Below are 21,042 nucleotides of genomic sequence, written 5' to 3' on the forward strand. Positions count from 1 at the left end.
TTGAGATGACATGACGCACTTATTACGCAGCTGTATATACAGCCATAAGCATTTACCGTGCCGCCCCTCTCGCCCACCACCGCTGCACCGCATGCCAAAGCGCCTATCCGCTGTTCGATAGCGCTGACGGGGGTTGATTTCTCCACGATCATTGATTTCCATACGCCCCAACAGCGTGCAATGAGCACGTATCAGGTGCGGCTTTTGGTTACACCCTCTGAGACAGCAAGGCCAGGCTGTGTCGGGCGATGACAGCGTTCTCGTCGGTGGCGATGACCCATGCCGATACTTTGCTCCCGGGCAGGGACAGACAGGCAGACGCTGCCCGATCAGGTGTCTGCCTGCCTGCGCTTTTCCGAGCTACGCCCAACCAGGCACACCCCTCAAGAATCCCATAGCGCACCTCATGCGCATGTTCTCCGATGCCCCCGGTGAACACCAGCGCCTCAATGCCACCGAGCACCGCGGCCAGCGCGCCGATTTCCTTGACGACGCGGCGTACAAACAACGCTATGGCCTGTTTGGCGGCGTCCGAACGACTGGTCAGCAGCGTGCGCATATCACTGGCCTCGCCGCCAGAGACACCCAGCAAGCCACACTCGTGATACAGCAGGTGTTCGACTGCCTGCACGCTCATGCCCCGCTCACGCAGCAGGTACAGCACGATCCCGGGATCCAGGCTTCCCGGTCGACTGCCCATAAGCAATCCGTCCAGCGTGGAGAAGCCCATGGTGGTAGCGCGACTGATCCGGTTATGCAGCGCACACAAACTGGCGCCGTTACCGAGGTGAGCGACGATCGTCCGCCCTTGTGCCGCATCGCGGTCGTAATCGGGCAAAACACCGGCAATATACTCATAGGACAAGCCGTGGAAGCCGTAACGGCGCATGCCCGCCTCACTCAGGGCCTTGGGCAGTCCGTAAAGGGTTTCCAGCGAATCGAGCGTGTGGTGAAACGCAGTGTCGAAACAGGCCACCTGGGGCATACCGGGATACTCACGGGCCAAGTGGAGCATGGGCGCCAGGCACAATGGCTGGTGCAACGGCGCCATCGGCGTCAGCGCCTGCATCTCGCGGATCAACGACGCATCGACCAGCGCCGCCACCTCGCGCCGCTGGCCGCCATGGACCACGCGATGCGCCGCGGCGCGGACACGCCACCGGGTGTTGCTGTCGATCCAGCCCATCAGATGGCTCAAGGTGGCAGCGTCCATGCCGTCACCGGCACTCGACCAGTGCGCCTGCCGTCCTGCCTTGAGCCGGGTGTCCTGATAACTCAGGCTCGCCTTGTGTTCGCGCACCTCGACACTGCCATGCCCCAGACAGTGGGGCGCTGACGCGCTCGCGTCATAAAGGGAAAATTTGAGCGTCGAAGAACCCGCGTTAAATACCAACAACGCAGGGCAAGGATCATCCATCGTGGCGCACTCCTGTTTTGCCGCACCCGTTAGTGGCCAGTGCCGTCCGCTCAGTTTTCGGAGGCCGGCGTCCATTGCCATTGCGCCACTTCCGGCAAGTCCTGGCCATGCTCGATCAGGTACAGGGCATGCCTTTCCCGAGAGGCCCAATAACGTGCACGCGCGGTCTCGACCTGCGGCTGCAGGCGCGGGACACGCTCAATCACATCCAGGGCCAGTTGGTAACGATCCAGCTGGTTGATCACCGTCAGGTCAAAGGGCGTCGTGGTGGCCCCCTCCTCCTTGAAACCCCGGACATGAAAACGCTCCTGCTGTCCGCGACCGTGCAAGAGCCGGTGGATCAACGATGGATAGCCGTGGAAGGCAAAGATAACCGGTATATCGCGGGGAAAAAGTTCCTCGAAAGCCCCCTCCGATAGACCGTGGGGGTGCTCGCTATCGGGTTGGATCACCATCAGGTCAACCACATTGACAACCCGGACCTTCAGATCCGCTACGTAATCACGCAACAAGGTCACCGCCGCCAGGGTTTCCAGGGTCGGAACATCACCGGCGCAGGCCAGCACCACGTCCGGGACCTCATCGTCATGACTGGCCCACGCCCAGCGACCAATGCCACGCAGGCAATGGTTGATGGCAGATTCGATATCCAGCCACTGCCAGGCCGGTTGTTTACCCGCGACGATGACGTTGATGTAGTTGCGACTGCGCAGGCAGTGATCCGTCACCGACAACAGGCAGTTGGCATCAGGCGGCAGGTAAATGCGCACCACCTCGGCTTTCTTGTTGGCCACCAGATCGATGAATCCAGGGTCCTGATGGGAAAAACCATTATGGTCTTGCTGCCAGACATGGGAAGACAGCAAAAGATTGAGCGAAGCAATGGGTTTGCGCCGTGGCCCGGGCCGGTGACAAAGAGCAGGTTCAGGTCATGAGTCTTGATCAGGTAGTTAAGGTGCACGTAGATCAGATTCAAGCCAGGGCTGGTCCCCCAGTGCCCCAGCAACCGAGGTTTTACATCGGTCAGCACCAGGGGTCTGCGCAACAGCGGATTATCCTTGAGGTAAATCTGCCCAACGGCCAGATAGTTGGAAGCCCGCCAGTAGGCATCGAGACCTTCCAATTGATCATTGTTCAGAAAGTCACTCATGAAAAACTCCGATTGGTACGCGCACGGGCTTTTACTATCGGAGCCGGAACACTTTCCGGCTTGATCTACATCAAGCCGACCGGCTTCCTGGCCCGTTACCGAGCCATCAATTCCGGTTGCAATTGATGCGCCCTATCGGCTTGCGCCCCCTCTTGCACCTGCTCATACGTATTCGAGGCCGCGGGAGGCAGTTTGAGTGCTAGCACATTGCAGACGGGATTATCGAGAATACCCTCAGCGGTGCTTCCGATGGTCGAACTGAGAAGATGGTGATTGGCCGAGCCAATGATCAGAAGATCATAAGCATTGCGCTGGACATAACCACGAATGACGTTGGCCGGTGCTCCCACCAGGAAATGCCGATGGTCCTTGGCGAACCCATGCTCAGTCGCCAATGCATCGAATACGTTCCTGCGGGCCTCATAACTCGGCAACCCACCACTTGAGAAGGCTGCCGTAATGCGCTTGCAGCCCACGGCATCGCAGTTGTAGACCGTAATCAGATGCAACAAAGCATGACGGGCATCCGCCAATTGCCGGGCCATACGGATGACTTGGTCATTTTCAGTGGCGCGCCCCTCGCCCTCCAGTTCAATATCCACGGCAATCAGGAACTTGCGCAGGCGCGGGGCTGGTGCTTGCTTGATATAGAGTACCGAAGTCGGACTGGCACATAACAAGTCCCAATCGAGCGACGACAGCACCGGACGCTTTAAATGAGCGCCTTCATGCAAGTCCTTGATAATCAGATCAGCGTTCATCTGCCGCGCGTAGGTCGCCAGTTCGAAAGCGGTTGGTTTGCCCCAAATAACCTCGTGCTGCACTTCAATTCCTTTTTCGCGCAACGATACCGTTTCGTTGTTCAACCACAGCCGATAAACATCCATCATGCCGTTGCGGGCTTTGTCCAGATTGACCGAACTGCCGTGCCTGACCACATCAAGTTCCGCTGCGTGGACGAAAGCAACCAGATGCAAGGCCGCGTTGAGCGTCTGCGCCAGCCCCCCCGCATATTCCAACGCGGGGCTGTGCACCGGCTGGGAAGGCGCGATAAGCAGTAAGCGCAATGATCGGATCATGACCCACCTCGGCATTTGGCAGCCCTGCCGTTGAATGACCCATGTACGCCCGTGCTGCGTCATGGCCTGCTCTCATCGTGGACCCAAAGCAGCGGGCGAATTTGATCTCCCTCAACAAGCACGCTGTTGTTGAGCACCGTACAGAGCAGAATCCATCACTCAAGATCGGCGGTGCGCCGCCGGCCCGGACTGTTATCGACTGTCAAGATAACGGAACAGTTCTTCCTCCTGATCAAAATGCAAACGCACGAGGGTATCCAGGCGAATCAACTGATGCTGAATCTCATCAGCGCAAACCGTTGCATGAGCGGCACTGAAATCGAGGCTCATCCGCGCCAGCAAATGGATAAGGCGGAAAATCTCGCGGTGTACGTGACTCATGGCCGACAAAGGGTCCTCGCCCCGCAGGCTTCGGGTCAACAGCGGATACAGGGTGTTTTCATCTTCCCGTTCATGTCGCGCCAGAGTGACTTGCAGTTTTTCCACCAACGTCAGTAAATCGCTCCGAGCTTGCTCAAGCGGGCGCTGGGCAAAGTCGCCGGCCAGTTGATGCAGGTCGCTCAGCACAGTGGCCAGTTGCGTGTGTACGTCCTGGAGGTGATCGATATGTGCCGCGGCAAGCTTTCGTTGGCGGAACCCCCACGACGCCGCCAATGCACGCAAGGCATTGATGATGATCAGCACGTCGATGCCCTCTTGCACAATGGCGCCGGCAAGCGGCGGCAGATAGCCGAAGGCCGCGATGGCCATCGCCAGCAATGACAGGCCCATGCCGACCTGTACACCCCGGCGGGCTATCTGGCGGGTCCGCCGGGCAATATCCAGCGCCTCGACCAGTCGGTCCAGGCGATCCACCAGCAACACGACACCGGCGGCTTGCGCGGAGGCAGTAGCGCCGGCCGCACCCATCGCCACGCCAACGTCGGCCGCCGCCAGGGCCGGGGCATCGTTAATACCATCGCCGACCATCAGCGTACTGGCACGCCGGCAGCCCTCCTGTACGGCACGTACCTTGTCCTCGGGGGCCAAGCCGGCATGCAACTCGTCGATTCCGGCTGACAAGGCAATCATCTCGGCGGTTTCCAGGCGGTCCCCGGTGAGCATGACGATCCGCTCGATGCCCCTGCCACGCAATCGACGCAGCGTTTGCGGGGTTTCCCGACGCAGGTTGTCGGAAAACACCAGCAGCCCGGCGAGTGCCCCATCCACCTCGATGAAGCTTCCACTGCACGCCAGGTAATCCATGTGGCGCAGCATGGCGGCGGCCCAGTCAGCCATGGGGACTTTCGCATGGGCAAAAGACAATGTACCGAAGCGCACCCGCTGGCTGTCGACCCGTCCACAAAGACCCGCCCCCGGGCTTTCTTCTACTTCCTGCGGGGCGCTGAGTGGCAGTTGGCGCTGCTGCGCCGCTTCGACAATGGCCTGGCAGATGGGATGCGTCGAGGCCTGCGCCAGCGACGCGGCCAGGCCCAGCAAACGCTGCGGATCGAGCGGACCGTTAACTTCGATCGACTGCAGCCGGGCATGACCGCTAGTCAGCGTGCCGGTCTTGTCGAGAAACACCTGCTTGACCCCGGCCAGCGCTTCCAGGGTCGCCCCGTCCTTGATCAGGATCCCGCGCCGCGCCGCCCTCGATATGCCTGACATGATGGCAATCGGCACCGCCAGAATCAAAGGACAAGGTGTGGCCACCACCAGGACCGCCAGGGCTCGCAACGGATCTCCGCTTATTTGCCAGGCTATTGTGGCAACCAGCAACGTCAGAGGAATGAAGAGCAAGGCATAGCGGTCGGCCAGGCGCACGTAGGGTGCGCGCGAGCGCCGTGCGGCCTCGGCCAACCGCACGACCCCGGAGTAGGTGCTCTGTGCGGCCGTTCGCGTGGCCATTAACAGAAACGGGGCACCGACATTGGATACGCCGCTGAGCACCAGCTCGCCTTCCCGGCGGGTAACCGGCAACGACTCGCCGCTGAGCGCCGACTCGTCGAGAATGGCCACGGCACTCAACAGGCGACCGTCGACCGGAACCACCTCGCCCAGGCGTACCAGCAATGTCTGGTGCGTCTGGACCTGCTCGACGGGGACTTTGCGCAAGTCATCCTGTTCCTGCAGCCAGGCAAAACGTGGCGCCCGGTCGACGAGCGCACGCAATTCGCGTTCGGCGCGTTGCTTGGTAAAGAACTCCAGGGTGCGTCCGCTGGCCAGCATCAAGGCAATCACCGCCGCCACCAGCATCTGCTGAAAGGCCAGGGCGGCGGCAATCGACAGCAGCGCAATAAGATCGACGCCCACCTCGCGCCGAGCCAGGCGTCTGGCGATCTCGAACAGCAATATCAGGACCATCAACAGGCTGCCCGCGGCCCAGCACATCGACGCCCAGTTGGACTCATGAGCGAAATGCGCGACCGCCCCGCCCAGCAGTGTCAGGGCGGTGATCAGCAACAGCAACGGGTCCAGCCACTTGCCTGGCATCGAAGTGACCCCCTCAAATAATCACTTATCCCCCAACACCCACCGCCGCCACTGCCATGAACGAAGACCACCAGACCGATTGCATTCATTGGTAGAAGCAAGTCGGCTGAACATTCGACATCCATCAGGTCCAGCTTTCGAGACTGGGGCTCAAGTATCGGAAGGCTCCTCGGTGTTTGTGTCAGGCGCCGATTCGCGTCGCCAGGCCCGTTGCAACAGATCGATGACCTGCTCATCCGAGGTCTGGGAAAAATCGTTGTACCAATAGCCGATTGACATGAGCCAATCGGGGACAAGCGGGCATATCACCTCATTCACCTCGCAGCGCAGCGCCTCCACCGTTTCAAGCGGTGCAACCGGCACGGCGACGACGATGCGAGCCGGCGCCTGCAAGCGCACCGCCGCTATCGCCGCCCTCATCGAGGCACCAGTCGCCAGGCCGTCGTCGATCAGAATCACCACCTGATCCTTGAGCGACACAGGCGCACGCGATGCCCGGTAAACCTGCTCACGACGCGACAACTCCCACGTTTCCCGGGCGACTACCGCCTCTAGCGTGGCCGGGGCAATCGGGTGAGCCCGCAGGGTGTCTTCATTGAGAATCCGTATGCCGTCACCGGCAATGGCGCCCATGGCGAACTCAGGGTGTGCCGGAACCCCCAGCTTGCGCACCAGTATCAGGTCCAGGGGCAAGTCCAGGGCGGTGGCCACTTCATAGGCAACCGGAACACCGCCACGGGGCAAAGCGAGGACAATGACCTCGGGCCGCCGAGCGTATTTGAGCAAGGGTTCCACCAGGCTGCGACCGGCGGCAGCCCGGTCGGGCAAGAGGGTTTGCGAGGAGAGACTCTGGGTCACTGGAAAACCTCCTCAGGCGATCGCGCCTGAACAACTGTGTCCTTTGAGCTTCTATGAAACGATGGGGGCAACGTTGACTTATATCAATATAGACACTACGTCGCGCAGCCTCGCGGACAGTGCCCTGGAACTCATCATAAAACTGCGCAACACACTGGCCAACATGAATCCGGCAAACAACCCCAACGGCGGTGCCGATACGTCCGGTGGCGAGTTTGCTTGATCCATATCAATCACGAAAAACCCCATAGGCCGGCACCTCCCCCTCGACGCTGATGGCCACTTCATCGCCCGGCCGCGGGCATAAATGGCCGGGCAAACGCGCAATCAGCGTTGTCGATACGGCCGCATCATCCGAGAGATTCAGGTGCACACAGGCATCGTGTCCGTAGTAGTCCACTTTCAGCACCCTGCCCCGCGCCTGAGCAGCGCCGCTGCGCAGGCCGTCATGTAGCGCTGCAAGCCTGATCTGCTCAGGCCGCAGCAGCACCTGCACCGGCCCGTCGGGCATCGCCGCCATCAGCCGCAAAGAGCCGAGGGCACACACGACACCAGCGCCATTGACGATACCCGGCAAGAGCATGGCATCACCGACAAAACGCGCCAGTTCAGGACTCACCGGCATCCGGTACAACTGCTCGGGGCTTGCCACCTGTACCAGCTCGCCCTGCCATAACACCGCGACCTGGCTGCCCATCGACAAGGCTTCGGACTGATCGTGAGTGACCAGCAAGGCCGTGGCGCCGGCGGCCGACAAGGCCTGTGCCACCGCTTGCCGGGTTTCCACACGCAAAGCGGCGTCCAGCGAGGAAAACGGCTCATCGAGCAGGACCAGTGCCGGCGCTGGCGCGAGCGCCCGGGCCAGCGCGACTCGCTGCTGCTGCCCGCCGGACAATGAATGCGGCGAGCGATTGGCGAAGTCGCCGGGCAAACCGACCAGTTCGAGTAACTCGGCCACCCGATGGCGGGTCTTGCGCAGCTGCCGCGACAGGCCAAAGACGATGTTCTCAGCCACCGACAGGTGTGGAAACAGCGCGCCTTCCTGCGGCACATAACCGATATGACGTTTCTCCGAGGGCACAAAGACGCCGGGGCCGCTGACCCGCAGGCCATTGATCTGAATCGTCCCCCCGTCCCCGCGCTCGAAACCACAGAGCAGGCGCAACAAGGTGGTCTTGCCGCTGCCGGACGGGCCAAGAATCGCCACCAGGCTACCGGACGCCACCGACAAATCGACGCCACGCAATACCGGAGCGTTGCCAAACGTCTTGCGCAGGCCGCGAACTTCTACATCAGCCATGTCGATCCCTATGATTGGAAGCTACCCAGCACTGCCGATTTGCCGAACAACGACATCAGCAGCCAGGTGGAAAACAGTGAAATACCGACCAGCATGGCGGCATACGGCGCGGCGGCGGCAAACGCCAGCGCCGAGGTATCGACCCAGACCTGGGTGGCCAGCGTGTGGGTGCCGATGGGCGACAGCAACAAGGTGGCGGTCAGTTCCGTGACGATGCTGATAAACACCATCGAGGCCGCCGCGCCGATCCCCGGTCCGGCCAGCGGCAGAATCACCCGCCATGCTGTTTGCCACCAACGCAGGCCCAGCGAACGGGCAGTGTCTTCAAGGCGTGGTTCGATCTGCACCAGGGTTGCATGCACACCGACCAGGGCCAGCGGCAGAAACAGGATCGCATAGGTCAGGATCAGCAACGCCGCACTCTGGTAAAGCGGCTGGATGAAGCGAATCGAGATCGAAATCACCGCCAGGGCGATGACGATGCCCGGGACGCCCTGCCCCAGATACGCGATACGCTCCAGCAAGGTACTGATACGGTTTGGAAAACGCGCCAACAAAAAGCCCAGCGGCAACGCGAGCAACGTGGTCAGCAGCGCCCCGGCCAGGCCAAAGCCCAAGGAGGCACAGGTCGTGCTGATCAATTGCTCGGCGGAGAATTCGACCGGCGTCACGGCGGCCTCACTGTGCTGCAGCAGCCAGTAGCCGATCATGCCCAGGGGAACGCCCAGGGTGGTCGCGGTCAAACCGGCAAACCCGGCCCATACCAGCCATTTCGCCCGGCCCAGCTCGTAGCGAGTGGCCGATCGACGTGTGCCACGGTCGAGCCGGTCATAACGGCTGAGACCGCGCACCTTGAACTCCGCCACCAGGCAGATCAGGCACAGCAACACCAGCACGCTGGCCAGCAAGGCCGCACCGGCACCGTTGAAGCTGGCACGATATTCGGCGTAGATCTCGGTGGTAAAGGTACGGAAACGCAACAGTGCGAACGCGCCAAACTCGGACAGGACACTGAGGGCAACCAACAGTACCCCGCCCAGCAATGCCGGTTTGAGCTGTGGCAGCACCACACGATAGAAGCAGCGCCACGGTCCGAGCCCGAGGGACCGGGCGGTTTCCTCCAGTGCCGGGTCCATGCCCCTGAGTGCGGCGGAGACCGGCAGGTAAACCAGTGGAAAGTAGGCGGTGGTGACCACCAGTAAGGCACCGGAGAAATCCTGCAACGACAGGCTCAAGGAGACCCACGCATAGCTGGTGATAAAGGGTGGCATGGCCAGCGGCACCACCGCGAGCACGGCCCAGACACCTCGGCCCGGCAGATCGGTGCGTTCGACGAACCAGGCCAGCGCCGTACCGATCAGGGCCGAGGCGAACGTCGCCGCCCCGACGATCAGCAGGGTATTGCCCGCCAGTTCCCCGACAATTGGCCGGAACAGCAACTCAACCGCATCATCGTAGCTAAAGCTCGCGGCCTGCTTGAGCGTGAAGGCCAGCGGCGCCAGCACCAGCAGCGCCACCGCGACACAGACTAGCAAAAGTCCGAACGGCGTGCGCCGCGCGGACTTGACCGCGATGCTCGGATTGGCCATTTACAGCAAGCCGGCCTGACGCAGCAACTTGACCGCATGGCTATCGTCACCCAGCGTCTTCATATCCAGCGCCGGTGGCGAAAGCTGGCTGAGCGGCAGCAGCAACGGGTCCGGAGCGACGCCTGCCCGCAGCGGATACTCGTAGGTCACCTTGTTGCCGGCCATCAATTGCTGCGCGCCCTCGCTGGTCAGATAGGCGACAAACTGGTTCGCCGCCTCCTGGTTGCGCGTGGTCTTCAGCACCGCGACGCCCGACACGTTGACCAACGCCCCGACATCGCCCTGGGTGAAGTGATAGAGCGCACTGTGGGTCCCTTTGTCGCCCAGTTCGGTATGCAGGCGAGCCCAGTAGTAGCTATTGATCACACCGACAGCAACCCCGCCGCGGTTGACGGCGGCGCTGACGCCTTCGTCATCGTTGAAAATCTGCGAGTTGCTGCGCAGGCCCTTGAGCCACTGCAAGGTGCTGGCTTCGCCCTTGAGTGCCAGCATGGCGCTGACCAGCGGCAGGAAGTCGGCATCCGACGGCGCGATGGCGACCTTGCCTTTCCACGCTGGTTCGGCCAGGTCGAGCAGCGAGGCCGGCAGTTCAGTCGGTTTGACCAGCTTGGTGTTGTAGGCCAGCGCGTTCTCGCGGGCCAACACGCCAACCCAAGCGCCGCTCGGCGAGTTGTAACGCGCCGGGATAGTCGCCAGGGTAGCGGGCTGCACGGGGGCCAACAGGCCCTTCTCTTCCAGCAGCATCAGCTCGGGAGAGTTCTCGGTAAAGTACAGATCAGCGGGCGAGGCGCTGCCTTCAGCCAGCAGTTGTGCCGCCAGTTCCGGGCCCTCGCCGGTACGTACCTTGACCGAGATGCCGGTCTGCTTTTCGAAATCCTTGACCAACTGATTGACCGTCTGCTCGTGCTGCGCACTGTACAGGGTCAATGAAGCCGCCTGAGAGAGTCCGGACGCGAGCAGCGCCGCCGCCAGGCAAGCGAGTTGGAAGGTGCGCGGCAGCGTGTGGTTGAAAACCTTGAAAGACATTCGAATACTCCAATACAGCGATGATTACAGCCCAAGGGGCGCATCCCGCTAGCGGACCCGCCCCAACTCGACAGCCCTTAGCCTTCGAGCCCCTCGAACAATCCGGCACCGATGAACGAACCCTCGCGGGCACCCGGTGGGCAGGCAAAGATCGCGCTGCCCACATGGGTGGTGAACTGGTTCATGATGTCCTGGGTGGCCAGTTTCTTGTTGATCTTGATAAAGCCGCTGCGCGGGTCGCGCTGGTAAGCCACGAAGAACAACCCGGCATCGAGCATCATGCCTTGGCGCCATGGCGGCCAACGCTCGGCATAAAACCCCACGCCATCGTTGTAGGAGTAGGCGCGACGCAGGATCTGCGCGCCGTCGTTTTCGGCGGCGGCGGACAGGCGCGCATGGGCATTGTCCGGGATGACCAGGTTGCCGTCCTTGTCTTGAGCCTCAAGATCCAGCGGATCGGACTCGTGGGTCTTGCCCAGCGGTGCGCCGCTGGACTTGTCCCGCCCCACCACCTCCTCCTGAAAGCCCAGCTCCGTCTTGTCCCAGTGCTCCAGCGCGATACGGATGCGCCGCACCACGACATAGGCGCCCGCCTTCATCCAGCCACCTTCATCGCCGACCCAGACCACCTGGTCCATCATCTTGCTGTCGCGCGTGGACGGATTGTTGGTGCCATCCTTGAAGCCCATCAGGTTGCGCGTGGTGCCGCCGCCAGCCGGTGGGCTGGTAAAGCCGGACTGCATCCACTTGATCAGGGCCACACCATCCGCCAGGGCCAGCAGTTCGCGCAGCGCATGGAAGGCCACCTGCGGATCATCGGCACAGACCTGGATGCTCAGGTCGCCACCGCACTTCTCGGCCACCAGTTGATCACCGTTGAATTTCGGTAAATCGACCAGCGCTTCCGGGCGCCGCGCTGCCAAGCCATAACGGTCCTTACCATCACTGCCGACAAACAATCCCGGGCCAAAGCCAAAGGTCACGGTCAGGCGCGACGGCTTGAGCCCCTCGGCCGAACCGCCGTCCAACGGCGCGGCATCCTTGGGTAGCGCCAGCGGCTGTGCGGTCTCGCCACCGCTCATGCGGTTGGCGGCAATGGTCCAACGCTTGAGCAGCGCGATCACCTCCGCCCGCGCGGTGGCTTCCAGGTCGAACGCGGCAAACAGCGAGTGGCTCTGCTGCGCCGTGACGATGCCGCCCTGGTGCACGCCATAGAACGGCTCGACCGAGGACAGCGCCCCGGCCGCCTGCGGCTTTGCCAGGCGCTCGGCGGCGGCCACGCCGCCGCTACCAATCACCCCCGCGGCAACCGCCAGGCTGCTGGCCGCGCCGAGGAAACGACGCCGGGACAGGCCAGGGGCGTTTTCGTCGTGCCGGCTCATTTGGCCAGGACCAACATGTTCACGTCGTCTTCGACGTAGTAGAAACCGTCACCGCTGGGGGTGATGACCAGACCGAACAGATCGCCGTTACCAGGTGGGACCTGGGCCTTGTTGGCATCGATCCACTGAGCAAAGAGTTGCTTGCCGGTTTGTGGGTCGATCTCCACGACCTTGCCGTTCAAGCCATTGGTGGTCAGTAGATGACCATTAGGGGCGGTGGTCAGCGCCAGGGGACGCAGCAACATCCCATCCTTGGTCAGCGTGCGGCCTACACCGGCACTGGTGGTCCGGGTGCTGGCATCCCAGATTTCGCTGATGCGGTTGGCGAGCGTATCGGAGACATACAGTTTGTCGTCCTTGCCCATGGCCAGGCCCGTCGGCCCAACGAGGAACACACCTTTGTCAGCCTGGGCGCTGAAGCCGCTGCCGACCACGGTCTGCTTGCTGATCACCGGCGGCTTGCCTTCCGGGATGGACAGGTCCAGGCGCAGTACCGTGGACTGAATCACCACCGGTGGCGTGCCTTTGGCGCTACCGATAGCAAAGCCGGCATTGCTGACGAACAAGGTCGCGCTGGAACCGTTGTCGATCACCGCCATGTTGCCCCACGGGTCATTGATATTCGGCCCGGACCAGACATCGACGACCTTGCCGTTCGGGTCGAGCACCACCAGGCAACCGGCGCCCTTGGTGTCGGTGGTCCCGTCATTGCTCGGGGTGCTGCCGACGATCACCCAGCCACTTTTGAGCATGGTCATCGCGGTGCTGAGGCCTACGCCACCCGGGCACTGCGGCAAGTCATGGGGCAACTGGGCAAACAGCGACAGCTGTTTGGTGCTCGGGTTGTAATCGACAATGGTGCTGCCGACACCCTGCAGGTTGGCCGCGTTGTTGAAGTTGTCGACCAACACGTCGTCTTTCTGGATTTTTCCGGCGGACACCGGCGCCACGGCAATGGCGTAGGGATTCTGGTCGCCATTGTCCGGCACCGTGGACGTCAGGGTCTGGTGCTTGTGGATGTTCGGCAAAAAGCCTTGGGCGTCATCGGCGTGTGCCGGCAGGACGATGTTGAAGGTCAATAGCGTGGCCAGGACCACAAGGCCCTGGCCCAGGCGCGGCAAGCTCGAATACGTCATGCAATACTCCTGATTTCTCGAAGTCGGCAGGCCCAGTCAGGCAGGGCCACCGTCAAACAAAGCGGATCGGTGCGGTTGGGCGGGCGCGGAGCTCCCGGCCAGCGTCCGGTCTAGAGGGTGATGTTGGTGCGCAAGCCCCAGACCAGCGTGTCGCCCATTCGCCGCGTTGGATCGTTCGGGTTCTGGCCCGCGCCCGGATTGAGCGTGTACTGAATATCCGGTTGCAGTTGCAGCCAGGGGGTTAGCTGATACTGGTAGGTCGCTTCAACAAAGGTCTCGCCATTGCGCACGCGGTTGCCACTGTCGAGATCCAGACCCGCGGCGCGGCTGCCGACCTTGACGTAGCCCAGCCCCAGGCTAACCGTATCGGCATCGCGGCCTTCGAAGGGCGCGGCGAGGGTCACACCGGCGTTGGCACTGAAGCTGATCAGGTTGCGATCGCCCGGTGCGCCCATCAGGCGCGTGAACACGCCCACCGAACGCATGCTGTCCGGGGCTTGGCGCCAGATCATCTGGTCGGCCACGGCGTAGACGCTGTAGTTGCCTGAGTGCTCGGTCGCGCTGCCATTGCTGTTCGGATCGGCGAGCGACAGCCCGTCGGTGCCGTAGCGCTGGTCGGCGAAGTTCTGCGTGTTGTACCAGGCGCCAAGTTTGTAGGTGCCCGGCAGGCCAGCGTTGGCGGTCTCCGTCTGGCCCAGCGAGGCCTGGTTGACGCCGTACTGCAGCTCGCCGATGTACAGCGCGCCGGTGTGCAGGTCGAAGTTGGTGCCGTGGGCGTTTTGCCGTTGCGGGTCACCGTCGTTGGTGCCGGCCGGGTTACCGTCATAGACACCCGCGAGTACGGTAATCGCATCGGACGGGTGGACCCGGACACGGATCCCCAAGGCCGACAACGGGTACGCCGGGCCCCCGGCCGGCATGTCGTAGGACGGCACCGCCGGCCAGCCGAACATGGTGTTGACGAAGGTGCTGGCGTACTGGCTGACCATGAACTCCTGGTCGATGCTTTGCTGGCCGACCCGGAAGTCCAGGGCCTCATCGAGGAATTTCTGCTGGTACCAGGCCTCCCACAGACGGGTGCCGGTGTCCGCTTCGATGCCGCTGGCGGTCTGCAGGGTGCCGAGCTTGTTCGCGCTGAGGTTTTGCCCGTGAACGTTCACCGCACTGATGTTGAGGGTGCCGCCGGCCAGGCCGAAGAGCTTGAGGGTGTCGAGCTTCAGCGTCATGGTGGTGAGACCGTCGTAGTCCCCGCCACGATGCAGGCCACCCTTGGCATTGTTCAGGTATTCACTGGTTTCGGTCAGCCCCAGGGTCACGCCATAAGCCGCAAGGCCCGAGCGCAGCCCGCCGATATCGCCAAGCATGTTCTGCCGTGTCAGGAAGCCGGTCCACTGACCCGCGGGGGCTGCCTTGATCGCCAGGTCCGCTTCGGGCAGGTCGGCGGGATTGACGTCGTCAGCGGCTGCGGACGGATTAGCGGCCGGTGCCGCGGTCGCCGCGCAAGCGGGATTGACCCATAGCCAGGCAACAGAGCAAGCCAGTGCGGTCGACAGGACAACACGCTGTGTGGATCGGTGGTACGACAGTGCGCGCATCGATGACTCCAGAAGAACTTGACCCTACTGCTGCGCGGCAAATACGGTTTGGCCACGGCATACGGATCAAAATGAGAATCTAAATGAGAATCCATATCGAATTTGCGCGCATACTAGTCCAGCATTTTTTTTAATACAATTTGTTTCGGATGAAACTTGGCCCTTCAAACATGAAACTTCGCCCGAGGGATCTGGATCGGCCTTTGTGGAAGTGGATGTGGCGAGCGGGCAAGCCCGCTCGCCACAAATCTCGGCCAAGTTTGAAATCAACTCAGTCATTAGCCCCTGACGGGGGCCTCAGCCCAGGTCACCCCCGCCCACCGGCAAGGTCACGCCGGTGATGTAGGCGGCATCGTCGGAAGCGAGGAAAAGGATCGCCCCGGCCTGTTCATCAACGCTGCCGTAACGCTTCATCAAGCTGCTGTCCACGGTCTGCTCGACGATCTGCCGGTACCAGGCTTGCTCATCCTCGCTGGGTGCCTGGGCATTGCGCGGGATACGCCGTGGCGGCGCATCGGTCCCTCCCGGCGCCGTGGCATTGACCCGGATTCCGCGGCCGGCGGTTTCGAAGGCCAGGCAGGCGGTCAGGGCATTGACCCCACCCTTGGCCGCGCCGTAGGGCACTCGATTGACCCCGCGGGTGGCCACCGACGAGACATTGACGATCGCCCCGCTGCCTTGCTCCAGCATGTAGGGCAATACCGCGTGACAGCACCACAGGGTCGGGAACAACGAGCGGCGTACCTCGGCTTCGATCTCATTTTCCAGGTAATGCTCGAAAGGCTTGGCCCAGATAGTCCCGCCGACATTGTTGACGAGGATATCGATCCGCCCGAAGCGCTCGTGAGCCGCGCCCATGACTTCCGTGCACGCGGCATGACGCTCCAGGTCGGCGGTAAGGGTAAGCGTTCGTTCACCACGCAGCTCATGGATCAGCTCGGAACGATCCACCGCCACCAGCCAGGCGCCCTCCTCCAGAAAACGCTCGGCCACCCGCCGGCCGATGCCTTGGGCTGCGCCAGTGACCAGTGCGACTTTATCCTTGAAACGTGGGTTCATCACGATCTCCTCAGGCGGCATCGCCGGTCACGATGCTATTGGCGGTGAACTTCTCGTAGTAGACGCTGCTCGGGGTCACGCCCTGGACCTTGAAGTGCTGCCTCACGGCATCGACCATCGGCGGCGGCCCGCACAGGTAAACATCGACCTCGCCACCGTTGAGCATCCCGTCTGCCAGGTGCTGGGGCACATAACCCTGGCGCGGATGTCGCGTCTGTGGGTCCGAGACACAGGTGACAAAGCCGAAATTCGGCAAGCGCTCAGAGAACCCTTGCAGTGCCTCGACCATGACTAGGTCCTGGTCCCGGGAGACCCCATAGATCAGGTGGATCGGCTGATGTTCGCGGCGCTCGGCGAGCACTTCGAGCATCGACAGAAACGGCGCCAGCCCGGTGCCACCCGCGAGAAACAGCAGCGGCCGAGTGACCGTGCGCAGGTAGAAACTGCCCAGCGGCCCAGTCATCGACACTTTCTCTCCGGGTTGGGCACCGTCCAGCCAGCGGCTCATGAGCCCGCCGGGGACATGCTTGATCAGGAAGCTGGCGTGGCGGTCGCCAGGCAGGCTGCTGAACGAGTACGAACGGGTCTGCTCACTGCCGGGAACGCCGATATTCACGTACTGTCCCGGCAGGAACGCCGATGCCTGGTCGAGTTCGAAGCACACTTCCAGGGCCGCGCCGGCATGGCGGGTGATGCCCGCCAAGGTTGCATCGAATCGCGAGGTAGCGGTCTTGCAGGCACTGGACGGCACCGGCACAGCCAGCACACAGTCGCTTTCCGGGATCATCTGACAGGTCAACACCTGGCGCTGCTCGACCTCATCGGCCCCCAGCGCGTCCTCCAGATAGTCTTCGCCGAGGTCATAGGCGCCACTTTCGCAACGACACTTGCAAGTGCCGCAGACGCCGTCGGAGCAATCCATGGGCAGGTTGATCCGCTGGCGAAAAGCGGCGTCGAGCACCTTCTCGCCGGTTTTGCAGTCGATAAAACGGGTGACCCCGTCCTCGAAATTCAGGGCTATGCGATACGTCATGGGACCCACCCTTAAATATGATAGATATCAATGACCTGGTGGATATAGTCATTCTTGAGTATCACCTTCTTGCGGGTGATCAGCGGTTGTTCGCCGCTGATATCCAGGCGATAGAATGAGGTCCCGAAGTACGAATCCGTGGTCTTGTAGCGATGGCTGAGGGTGTGCCAGTTGAAGCGCAGTTCGACTTCGCGTCCGTCGCCACCCAGCACTTCCAGGTTGGCGAGCAGATGCGCAGTGCGCGGTTGCGGAGTACTGGCGCTGGAACGCTCGGTCTTGATCCGGAACACCCGGTCTTCCAGGCCGTCGCGGTTGGGGTAATAGATCAACGAGATCTCGCGCTGCGGGTCTTCGGTCAGGCTGTCGTGGTCATCCCAGGCAGGCATCCAGAACTCCGCCCGCGGGCTATAGCATTGCAGCCACTCGTCCCATTGGCGGTCGTCGAGCAGCCGGGCCTCGCGATGGAGGAAATCCAGCAGGCGATCACGTGACAGGCTCATAGCTGGCCCTCCTTGTCCGTGGCGATCAAGCCCTGGCGCTCACTCTCCAGTGCCCTGAGCAGGCTGGCGGCCCAGTGCGCGTGCTGACGCACGAACAGGCCTTCGTCCTCGGTCTTGATGCCGCTGAGCTGCGGGGTCATGCCCATTGCCCGGGCATTCTCATCGGGCCCATCCAGCCATTGCTTCGCGCCACGGCTAAGATCGTTCCACAACGGGATCGAGCCCTGGTAGCCGGTCTGGCAGGAACGGAATTCCTCCAGGTCATCGGGCGTGCCCATGCCGCTGACGTTGAAGAAGTCCTCGTATTGGCGGATACGGGTCGCACGCTCCTCGGCGCTTTCGCCCTTGGGTGCCATGCAATAGATGGTCACCTCGGTCTTGTCCACCGTGAGCGGTCGCACGACGCGGATCTGCGTCGAGAACTGGTCCATCAGGTAAACGTTGGGGTACAGGCACAGGTTGCGGGTTTGCTCGACGATAAAGTCGGCCCGTTCCTCGCCCAGGCGCTGGGCCAAAGCCTGGCGATGGGCATGCACTGGACGGACTTCAGGGTTGAGCAGACGGGTCCAGAGCAGGATATGGCCATGCTCGAAGGCGTAGACGCCGCCCAGGCTTTTTGACCAACCATTGGCATCCACGGTGCGTGTGCCCTCGGTTTCGTAGTTGCGCCGCTGCATGGTCGCCGAGTAGTTCCAGTGCACGGAACTGACGTGGTAACCGTCGGCGCCGTTCTCGATTTGCAGCTTCCAGTTGCCGTCGTAGACATACGACGAACTGCCGCGCAGTACCTCCAGGCCCTCGGGGGCCTGGTCGACCATCTGGTCGATGATGACCCGGGTTTCCCCCAGGTATTCGTGCAATGTCAGGACCTGCTCCGAGAGGCTGCCGAACAGGAACCCGCGATAGTTCTCGAACCGCGCCAGGCGCCGCAGGTCATGGGAGCCATCGCAGTCGAAGCTGTCGGGATAGGCGCCGGTCTTGCCATCCTTGACCTTGAGCAGCTTGCCGGTGTTGCTGAAGGTCCAGCCGTGGAACGGGCAGGTGAATGAGCCTTTGTTGCCTTGCTTGTGCCGGCAGAGCATGGCGCCACGGTGCGCGCAGGCGTTGACCAGGCCATGCAGTACCCCCTGTTTGTCGCGGGTGATCACCACCGGCTGGCGGCCGATGACGGTGCTGAAGTAGTCGTTGATCTCGGCGACCTGGCTTTCATGGGCCAAGTAGATCCAGCCGCCTTCAAAGATGTGCTTCATCTCCAGCGAGAACAGTTCGCTGTCGGTGAAGATGTCGCGGCGGCAGCGGAAGGTTCCGCTGGTGGGGTCTTCCTGAACCGACTCGCGGATCTGGCGGGCGAGTCTGTCGAGTGTGTCGGTCATGGGCTGGGCTCTCCATTGTTCTTGTCTCAGGCGCCCTCACCTTATGCCTGCCCTGCCCGCGACAATATCCGCCCCCTGCAAATCGCTATCCGTTCAGCGCAAGCGCCTCCTGGCGCCGACGCCAGGTCTGCGAGGGCAGCTCGCCAAAGCGTTTGCGATAGGTTTCGGAAAAGCGCCCCAGATGGACAAAACCATGGTCCAGGGCCACTTCGGTGACGCTACGGGCGCCCGGCAACTGCAGCATCGCATGCACCCGCTCCAGCTTGCGTTGGCGTACATAGTCACGGGGCGAGAGGCCGACATGGCGCTCGAACAGCAAGTACAGGGAACGCTCGCTGACCCGCGCCACCTCGCGTAATTGCGCGATGCCAATCTCGTCGCGCAGATGCGCCTCGATAAACTGGCGTACCGCCTCGAAGCCGCCGCTTTCCTCAGCCTCGGGGCTGACCCGCCGGACATTGCTCGCCAGCAGGCCCAGCAGCTTGCTGGCGACTATGCGCTCATACAGCACCTGCACCTCGGGTGCCGCACAGTGCTCGGCTTCGTGACAGATCAGCGCCAGCAACGGCACGAAGCCCTCGAGCCCGGCCAGGTCGCGGCGCTCGCTGTCGAAGCGGATGCCCTGGCGCGGCAGCAGCCAGTGCTGCTCCAGGCAGGCATTTTCCAGCAAGCGCACCGGCAGCTTGACGATGAACTTCTCGCAATCGGCCGAGTAGGTCAGGTCCACCGGGTCATCGGGGTTGATCAGCAGGATTTCGCCCGGCGTGTAGATCCGTTCCGCGCCCCGGAAGCTCGAACGACAATGCCCGCTCAGCAGGATCTGCAGGTGATAGATGCTTTCCAGGGCCGGTGACATCACCTGGACCCGGGCACCGTAGCTGATGCGGCAGAGGTCGAGGCTGGAGAAGGTCCGGTGCTTGATACTCGCCTGTGGGCGGCCCTTGGGCGGCAAGCGAATGCAATGGCTGCCAACGTGTTGGTTGACATACTCGGAGACAGCGTGGGCGTCGGCCTGTTCGAAGATCCGGCTGCGCTCGCTCAACAAGGTGGTCATGGAATAAGCCTCTCTTGTTTTTCTATTCAAGGCTGGCGTAACGACAAAAGTCCCGCGGGCAGACGCACGCGGGACCTGTCACGCCGGAACGCGGCGAGCGTCAGGCTTCGAGGGCCCTCACCCGCTCACGCTTGTCCTGCTCCTTCGCGGCGTCGGTCGACTGCAAGGCAAAATCGAAGTCGATCTCGGCATGCCGGCCGTTCGCATCGTCCTTGAAGACGATTTCGGCAATCAACTCGTCGCGGGTGGCATAGGCAAAGTCATCGTGCAGGTACGGGTCGCCGGCCAGGTTGATCTGCGTGGTCAGGTGACGGTGACCCGCGGCGGAAATGAAGAAGTGGATATGCGCCGGGCGCTGGCCGTGCCGGCCCAGTTGATCGAGCAACTGCTGGGTAGGGCCATCCGGCGGGCAGCCGTAGCCGGAAGGCACGATACTCTGGAAGCGATAGCGACCTTCGGCGTCGGTACGGATCCGCCGACGCAGGTTGAACTCCGATTGCGCGGGGTCGAAGTACGAATAGGTGCCACCGGTGTTGGCGTGCCAGACATCGACTAGCGCATGGGCCAGCGGCTTGCCTTCGAGGTCACGAACCTGGCCGCGCATGAACAGCACGGTGCCCGGATCACGGCCGTCATCGAGTCGGGCCTGCTCCTCGCAGAGTGGCGCGCCGGCCACATACAACGGCCCTTCGATGGTCCGCGGGGTGCCGCCGACATGGCCGGCCTGCTCGTCTTCGGCATCCAGCAGCAAGTCGAGATAATGTTCCAGGCCCAGGCCGGCCACCAACAGCCCGGCCTCCTGGCGACTGCCCAATTCGTTCAGATAGTTCACCGCCTTCCAGAACTCTTCAGGCGAGATCCGCAGGTCTTCGATCAGACGGATGCTGTCGGTCAGCACCCGATGGACAATCTGCTTCACCCGCGGACTACCAGCCGGTTGGTCAAGGCCGGCGGCACCTTCGAAGAAGCTCTGGACTTCGGCGGTTTGGGAAATACGAACGGTCATGCTGGAGTTC

Annotated in this window: 17 protein-coding genes and 2 pseudogenes; 1 reads left to right on the forward strand and 18 read right to left on the reverse strand. The window is 62.3% G+C overall.

What is annotated here, in order from left to right; translation table 11 throughout:
• Positions 1 to 208: 208 nt before the first annotated feature.
• From AC07VG_RS24445 to AC07VG_RS24470, 6 genes and pseudogenes are all read right to left on the reverse strand, one after another.
• Entirely contained in the window at positions 209 to 1,417 is a 1,209-nt protein-coding gene (locus AC07VG_RS24445) for an acetate/propionate family kinase (protein ID WP_495002604.1), read from the reverse strand.
• 50 nt (positions 1,418 to 1,467) lie between these two features.
• Positions 1,468 to 2,316 (reverse strand): annotated as a pseudogene (locus AC07VG_RS24450) (phosphoketolase family protein); the annotation flags it as partial.
• A gap of 26 nt (positions 2,317 to 2,342) precedes the next feature.
• A pseudogene (locus AC07VG_RS24455) lies at positions 2,343 to 2,567 on the reverse strand (phosphoketolase family protein); the annotation flags it as partial.
• Between the two features lie 95 nt (positions 2,568 to 2,662).
• Complete coding sequence (locus AC07VG_RS24460; RefSeq protein ID WP_495022023.1) at positions 2,663 to 3,646, reverse strand: universal stress protein; 984 nt, start codon at positions 3,644 to 3,646, stop codon at positions 2,663 to 2,665.
• A 192-nt stretch (positions 3,647 to 3,838) separates the two neighbouring features.
• On the reverse strand, positions 3,839 to 6,121 hold the full coding sequence (locus AC07VG_RS24465; protein WP_495022024.1) for a heavy metal translocating P-type ATPase: 2,283 nt from the start codon (positions 6,119 to 6,121) through the stop codon (positions 3,839 to 3,841).
• Positions 6,122 to 6,271: 150 nt separating this feature from the next.
• Complete coding sequence (locus AC07VG_RS24470; RefSeq protein WP_495002600.1) at positions 6,272 to 6,979, reverse strand: phosphoribosyltransferase; 708 nt, start codon at positions 6,977 to 6,979, stop codon at positions 6,272 to 6,274.
• 73 nt (positions 6,980 to 7,052) lie between these two features.
• Between AC07VG_RS24470 and AC07VG_RS24475 the strand changes: the two genes are divergently transcribed.
• Entirely contained in the window at positions 7,053 to 7,202 is a 150-nt protein-coding gene (locus AC07VG_RS24475; protein WP_495002599.1) for a hypothetical protein, read from the forward strand.
• A gap of 6 nt (positions 7,203 to 7,208) precedes the next feature.
• On the opposite strand, the gene AC07VG_RS24480 is transcribed toward AC07VG_RS24475, so the two are convergent.
• From AC07VG_RS24480 to catA, 12 genes are all read right to left on the reverse strand, one after another.
• Complete coding sequence (locus AC07VG_RS24480) at positions 7,209 to 8,279, reverse strand: ABC transporter ATP-binding protein (protein WP_495022025.1); 1,071 nt, start codon at positions 8,277 to 8,279, stop codon at positions 7,209 to 7,211.
• 8 nt (positions 8,280 to 8,287) lie between these two features.
• Positions 8,288 to 9,868 carry an ABC transporter permease gene (locus AC07VG_RS24485; protein ID WP_495002597.1) on the reverse strand — a complete coding sequence of 527 codons (1,581 nt, stop codon included), beginning with the start codon at positions 9,866 to 9,868 and terminating at the stop codon, positions 8,288 to 8,290.
• Positions 9,869 to 10,894 (reverse strand): iron ABC transporter substrate-binding protein, encoded by a 1,026-nt coding sequence (locus tag AC07VG_RS24490; protein ID WP_495022026.1) that lies wholly within the window; start codon positions 10,892 to 10,894, stop codon positions 9,869 to 9,871.
• A gap of 77 nt (positions 10,895 to 10,971) precedes the next feature.
• Complete coding sequence (efeB, locus tag AC07VG_RS24495) at positions 10,972 to 12,276, reverse strand: iron uptake transporter deferrochelatase/peroxidase subunit (RefSeq protein WP_495002595.1); 1,305 nt, start codon at positions 12,274 to 12,276, stop codon at positions 10,972 to 10,974.
• Entirely contained in the window at positions 12,273 to 13,412 is a 1,140-nt protein-coding gene (locus AC07VG_RS24500) for an NHL repeat-containing protein (protein ID WP_495002594.1), read from the reverse strand. The genes efeB and AC07VG_RS24500 overlap by 4 nt, the downstream gene beginning before the upstream one ends.
• 110 nt (positions 13,413 to 13,522) lie before the next feature.
• On the reverse strand, positions 13,523 to 15,007 hold the full coding sequence (locus AC07VG_RS24505) for a carbohydrate porin (RefSeq protein WP_495002593.1): 1,485 nt from the start codon (positions 15,005 to 15,007) through the stop codon (positions 13,523 to 13,525).
• Positions 15,008 to 15,304: 297 nt separating this feature from the next.
• On the reverse strand, positions 15,305 to 16,066 hold the full coding sequence (locus tag AC07VG_RS24510; RefSeq protein WP_495022027.1) for a 1,6-dihydroxycyclohexa-2,4-diene-1-carboxylate dehydrogenase: 762 nt from the start codon (positions 16,064 to 16,066) through the stop codon (positions 15,305 to 15,307).
• Positions 16,067 to 16,076: 10 nt separating this feature from the next.
• Positions 16,077 to 17,099 (reverse strand): benzoate 1,2-dioxygenase electron transfer component BenC, encoded by a 1,023-nt coding sequence (gene benC, locus AC07VG_RS24515; RefSeq protein WP_495022028.1) that lies wholly within the window; start codon positions 17,097 to 17,099, stop codon positions 16,077 to 16,079.
• A gap of 11 nt (positions 17,100 to 17,110) precedes the next feature.
• The gene (gene benB / locus AC07VG_RS24520; RefSeq protein WP_495002590.1) at positions 17,111 to 17,599 is read right to left on the reverse strand and encodes a benzoate 1,2-dioxygenase small subunit; all 489 of its coding nucleotides are present in this window, start codon (positions 17,597 to 17,599) and stop codon (positions 17,111 to 17,113) included.
• Entirely contained in the window at positions 17,596 to 18,972 is a 1,377-nt protein-coding gene (locus AC07VG_RS24525; RefSeq protein ID WP_495002589.1) for an SRPBCC family protein, read from the reverse strand. Before AC07VG_RS24525 ends, benB begins: the two co-directional genes overlap by 4 nt.
• Positions 18,973 to 19,057: 85 nt before the next feature.
• Complete coding sequence (locus tag AC07VG_RS24530) at positions 19,058 to 20,026, reverse strand: AraC family transcriptional regulator (RefSeq protein WP_495002588.1); 969 nt, start codon at positions 20,024 to 20,026, stop codon at positions 19,058 to 19,060.
• Between the two features lie 100 nt (positions 20,027 to 20,126).
• Entirely contained in the window at positions 20,127 to 21,032 is a 906-nt protein-coding gene (catA, locus tag AC07VG_RS24535; protein WP_495002587.1) for a catechol 1,2-dioxygenase, read from the reverse strand.
• Positions 21,033 to 21,042: the final 10 nt, after the last annotated feature.

Source organism: Pseudomonas sp. GW821-FHT03C07, from assembly GCF_059420925.1.

Coding starts and splice junctions, on each gene's coding strand:
- AC07VG_RS24445 (WP_495002604.1), bottom strand. CDS start 1,417: ATGGATGATCCTTGCCCTGCGTTGTTGGTATTTAACGCGGGTTCTTCG.
- AC07VG_RS24460 (WP_495022023.1), bottom strand. CDS start 3,646: ATGATCCGATCATTGCGCTTACTGCTTATCGCGCCTTCCCAGCCGGTG.
- AC07VG_RS24465 (WP_495022024.1), bottom strand. CDS start 6,121: ATGCCAGGCAAGTGGCTGGACCCGTTGCTGTTGCTGATCACCGCCCTG.
- AC07VG_RS24480 (WP_495022025.1), bottom strand. CDS start 8,279: ATGGCTGATGTAGAAGTTCGCGGCCTGCGCAAGACGTTTGGCAACGCT.
- AC07VG_RS24485 (WP_495002597.1), bottom strand. CDS start 9,868: ATGGCCAATCCGAGCATCGCGGTCAAGTCCGCGCGGCGCACGCCGTTC.
- AC07VG_RS24490 (WP_495022026.1), bottom strand. CDS start 10,894: ATGTCTTTCAAGGTTTTCAACCACACGCTGCCGCGCACCTTCCAACTC.
- efeB (WP_495002595.1), bottom strand. CDS start 12,276: ATGAGCCGGCACGACGAAAACGCCCCTGGCCTGTCCCGGCGTCGTTTC.
- AC07VG_RS24500 (WP_495002594.1), bottom strand. CDS start 13,412: ATGACGTATTCGAGCTTGCCGCGCCTGGGCCAGGGCCTTGTGGTCCTG.
- AC07VG_RS24505 (WP_495002593.1), bottom strand. CDS start 15,007: ATGCGCGCACTGTCGTACCACCGATCCACACAGCGTGTTGTCCTGTCG.
- AC07VG_RS24510 (WP_495022027.1), bottom strand. CDS start 16,066: ATGAACCCACGTTTCAAGGATAAAGTCGCACTGGTCACTGGCGCAGCC.
- benC (WP_495022028.1), bottom strand. CDS start 17,099: ATGACGTATCGCATAGCCCTGAATTTCGAGGACGGGGTCACCCGTTTT.
- benB (WP_495002590.1), bottom strand. CDS start 17,599: ATGAGCCTGTCACGTGATCGCCTGCTGGATTTCCTCCATCGCGAGGCC.
- AC07VG_RS24525 (WP_495002589.1), bottom strand. CDS start 18,972: ATGACCGACACACTCGACAGACTCGCCCGCCAGATCCGCGAGTCGGTT.
- AC07VG_RS24530 (WP_495002588.1), bottom strand. CDS start 20,026: ATGACCACCTTGTTGAGCGAGCGCAGCCGGATCTTCGAACAGGCCGAC.
- catA (WP_495002587.1), bottom strand. CDS start 21,032: ATGACCGTTCGTATTTCCCAAACCGCCGAAGTCCAGAGCTTCTTCGAA.